This window comes from Microbacterium sp. BF1, assembly GCF_019279095.1.
Classification (GTDB): Bacteria; Actinomycetota; Actinomycetes; order Actinomycetales; family Microbacteriaceae; genus Microbacterium; species Microbacterium maritypicum.
Genome location: NZ_JAGYWT010000259.1, coordinates 1 through 3,477 on the forward strand (window position 1 = coordinate 1; position 3,477 = coordinate 3,477).

Sequence of the window (3,477 nt, forward strand, 5' to 3'; positions counted from 1 at the left end):
CGCACCCCCTTGGCCTCCGCGACAACCCGTAGTCCGCAAACAGTCCGCAGAACGTACCAACACGGACAGCAAAAACCGGCACCACCCAACATGTGCGAAAAGGCCTCTACACCGCTGTGGCGGGTGCGCGTCCCTCCGGCACGACCGCGCTTCTGGAGGACATCGTGGTGCCGGTGCCACGACTTCTGCACACCTGCGAGCGCCTGATCGAGCTGTTCGCCGCGCACGGCTACGAGGGCTCGGTGATCTTCGGGCATGCCAAGGACGGCAACATCCATTTCCTGCTCAACGAGCGCTTCGACGATCCCGACAGCGTCGCGCGCTACCGGCGCTTCACCGACGACCTGGTCGACCTCGTGCTCTCCCAGCAGGGATCCCTGAAGGCCGAGCACGGCACCGGACGCATCATGGCGCCGTTCGTGCGACGCCAGTACGGTGACGAACTCACCGACATGATGTGGGAGATCAAGCATCTGCTCGACCCCGACCGCATCCTGAACCCCGGAGTGGTCCTCTCCGATGACCCCGATTCGTACCTGCACGACCTGAAGCGGGTGCCGACGGTCGAGAAGGAAGTCGACCGCTGCGTCGAATGCGGCTACTGCGAGCCGACCTGTCCGAGCAAGAGCATCACCCTCACGCCGCGGCAGCGCATCGTGATCCGCCGCACGCCGGACGGAGTGTTCACGACGATGTCGATCGCGCCCTCGTTGATGAGGTCGACGATGTTCTTGGCCCCGGACTCCTGCGTCGCACTGTACTTCTCGACGACCGTGACGGCGATGCCGTTGCGCGAGAGGATCTCGGCTGTACCCTCGGTCGCGACGATCGTGAAGCCGAGCTGCTGCAGGCGGTGCGCGGGCAGGATGACCGCACGCTTGTCCGAGTCGGCGACCGAGATGAACACGGTTCCCGACGTGGGCATGCCGCCATAGGCCGCCGCCTGGCTCTTCGCGAACGCTGTCGGGAAGTCGCGGTCGATGCCCATGACCTCACCGGTGGAGCGAGCCAGATCTCCTGGTCGAGACCGGCCTTCGTCAGCTCCTCGCGGGCGATGGCGTCGGCCTCACGCAGAATCTCGAGACGGTCAGCGGTGACCTCACCGATGATCCGGATACCGAGACCGGGCCCCGGAAACGGCTGACGTCCGACGATCGCCTCGGGGATGCCGAGCTCGCGACCGATCGCACGCACCTCGTCCTTGAACAGGGCGCGCAGCGGTTCGATCAGCTCGAAGTCGAGGTCGTCGGGAAGACCGCCCACGTTGTGGTGCGACTTGATGTTCGCGGTACCCGCACCGCCGCCGGACTCCACGACGTCGGGGTAGAGGGTGCCCTGCACGAGGAACTTCACCGGGGCGCCGCCCGAGGCCTTGGCCTCGGCGACGAGGTCGAGCTGCACCTTCTCGAACGCGCGGATGAACTCGCGTCCGATGATCTTGCGCTTCTCCTCGGGGTCGGTCACCCCCTGGAGGTGGCCGAGGAAGATGTCGGCCGCGTCGACCGTGATCAGTCGCACACCGGTGGACTCCACGTAGTCCTTCTCGACCTGCTCGCGCTCGCCCTTGCGGAGCAGCCCGTGGTCGACGAAGACCGCCGTGAGCTGGTCGCCGATCGCCTTGTGCACGAGGGCCGTGGAGACGGCGGAGTCGACACCTCCGGAGAGGGCCGAGATCACGCGAGCGTCGCCGACCTGCTCGCGGATGCGCTCGATCTGCTCGGCGATCACGTTGCCGCTGTTCCAGTCGGAGGCGAGGCCCGCACCCTTGTGCAGGAAGTTCTCGAGCACGCGCTGGCCGTGGTCGGAGTGCTTGACCTCGGGGTGCCACTGCACGCCGTAGAAGCCGCGCTCCTCGTTCGCGAACGCCGCGACCTTGGTCGCATCCGTCGTCGCGAGCACGTCGAAGCCCTCCGGGGCCTTGGCGACCTGGTCGCCGTGGCTCATCCAGACGTTCTGCTGCGCGGGCTGGCCGCCCAGCAGTGTTCCGCCGTCACCCGTGATCACGGCATCCGTCGCCCCGTACTCACGCAGGCCGGTGTTCGCGACCTCTCCGCCGAGAGTCTGGGCCATGTACTGGAAGCCGTAGCAGATGCCGAGGGTCGGCACACCGAGGTCGAAGACCGCCGGGTCCAGGCGCGGAGCACCCTCTTCGTACACCGACGAAGGACCACCGGAGAGGATGATCGCGACCGGGTTCTTGGCGGCGATCTCCTCGGCCGTGGCGGTGTGCGGCACGATCTCGCTGTAGACACCCGCCTCGCGGACGCGACGGGCGATCAGCTGCGCGTACTGCGCGCCGAAGTCGACGACGAGCGCAGGGCGCTGCTGGGTCTCGGACTGTTCGGTCAACGGACACCTTCCGGGGCGGGGGCGGAAGTCTCTGCGGACTCCCTGGTGGCGAGATAGGTCTTCACTTCACGGGCGACGATCGCCTCCATGAAGAACGACAGCAGCGGGATGACACCGCCGAGCGCGAGCAGGATGAAGCGCGGGAACGGCCAGCGCATCAGGCTCCACATGCGGAAGCACGAGAACAGGTACACGACGTAGAACCAGCCGTGCGCCACGAGGATGAACAGCGACACGTTGAACCCGTCGCCGAGCGAGGTCATCTCGCACGAGTTCGTCCACGGGGCGAAGAGCGACCACCACTGGCAGTCGGGCCCGGCCAGGACGCCGGCGAACCAGAGCGGCCCCCCGGAGCCTCCGAGGAAGAGCTCGAGGTGGATCGGCGTGTACTTCAGCACCATCTCGGCGAGCAGCAGGAGCAGCATGACTCCTGTGATGATCGACGCGATCTGGTAGAACTTCAGCGCACCGCGGATCGCCGGAAAGCTGGCGACTTTCGGTTCGGGCATGCCTCCAGTCTAGCCGTCGGGAAATCGTGTCGAATCCGGTCGCCGGCGCATCGGAGAGGAGACGACGAAGGCCGCCGGGTTCGCACCCGACGGCCTTCGTCCGTGTCATCCGGTTACCGGATCAGTTCCGCTCTTCCCGGATCAGAACCACCGGGTCAGCAGTTCCCAGAGCCAGTCGAGGATCGCACCGATGATGCCTCCGGCGCGGTTGACGGTGACGGTGGCTGTGGCCGCGTCTCCGTCGGCCTGCGACGCCGCGACGGTATACTTGCCCGACGGGGCGCTCTTGGGAACGGTGACCGAGGTGCTGAACGTGCCGTCTGCGCGCACCTGGACCGTGCCGACCTGCACCGGCTTGCCCTTCTTCGGACGCAGCTCGATGCTCACGGTCTCGCCGGGCGCGTAGCCCTCCCCGGTGACCTTGAGGTTCTTGCCCGCGGTCACCTTGGACGAGCCGAGCGCGATCGTTCCCGCGAACTCCTCTTCGCCGGCGATCGTGAACGGCACCTGCACCGTGGTTCCGGTACCGGCGACGGCGACGGTGAGCACCTGCTCACCGAACACGCCGGACGGCACCGTGAAGGTCAGGCTGGCGCGCCCGCCCTCGTCGGTGGTGTCG

At 67.0% G+C, this 3,477-nt stretch carries 1 protein-coding gene and 4 pseudogenes; 1 reads left to right on the forward strand and 4 read right to left on the reverse strand.

From position 1 onward, the window contains the following. Window positions 1-86 precede the first annotated feature (86 nt). Window positions 87-668, forward strand: a pseudogene (locus KZA10_RS10000) (FAD-linked oxidase C-terminal domain-containing protein); the annotation flags it as partial. Between the two features lie 2 nt (window positions 669-670). Here the strand turns inward: KZA10_RS10000 and carB are convergent. From carB to KZA10_RS10020, 4 genes and pseudogenes are all read right to left on the reverse strand, one after another. Next, window positions 671-1,018: pseudogene (carB, locus tag KZA10_RS10005) on the reverse strand (carbamoyl phosphate synthase large subunit); the annotation flags it as partial. Next, window positions 994-2,349: pseudogene (gene guaA / locus KZA10_RS10010) on the reverse strand (glutamine-hydrolyzing GMP synthase); the annotation flags it as partial. The pseudogenes carB and guaA, both read right to left, overlap by 25 nt. Next, window positions 2,346-2,858 carry a DUF3817 domain-containing protein gene (locus tag KZA10_RS10015; protein WP_055870449.1) on the reverse strand — a complete coding sequence of 171 codons (513 nt, stop codon included), beginning with the start codon at window positions 2,856-2,858 and terminating at the stop codon, window positions 2,346-2,348. The gene KZA10_RS10015 and the pseudogene guaA, both read right to left, overlap by 4 nt. A gap of 141 nt (window positions 2,859-2,999) precedes the next feature. After that, window positions 3,000-3,477 (reverse strand): annotated as a pseudogene (locus KZA10_RS10020) (multifunctional nuclease/2',3'-cyclic-nucleotide 2'-phosphodiesterase/5'-nucleotidase/3'-nucleotidase); the annotation flags it as partial.

Coding starts and splice junctions, on each gene's coding strand:
- KZA10_RS10015 (WP_055870449.1), bottom strand. CDS start 2,858: ATGCCCGAACCGAAAGTCGCCAGCTTTCCGGCGATCCGCGGTGCGCTG.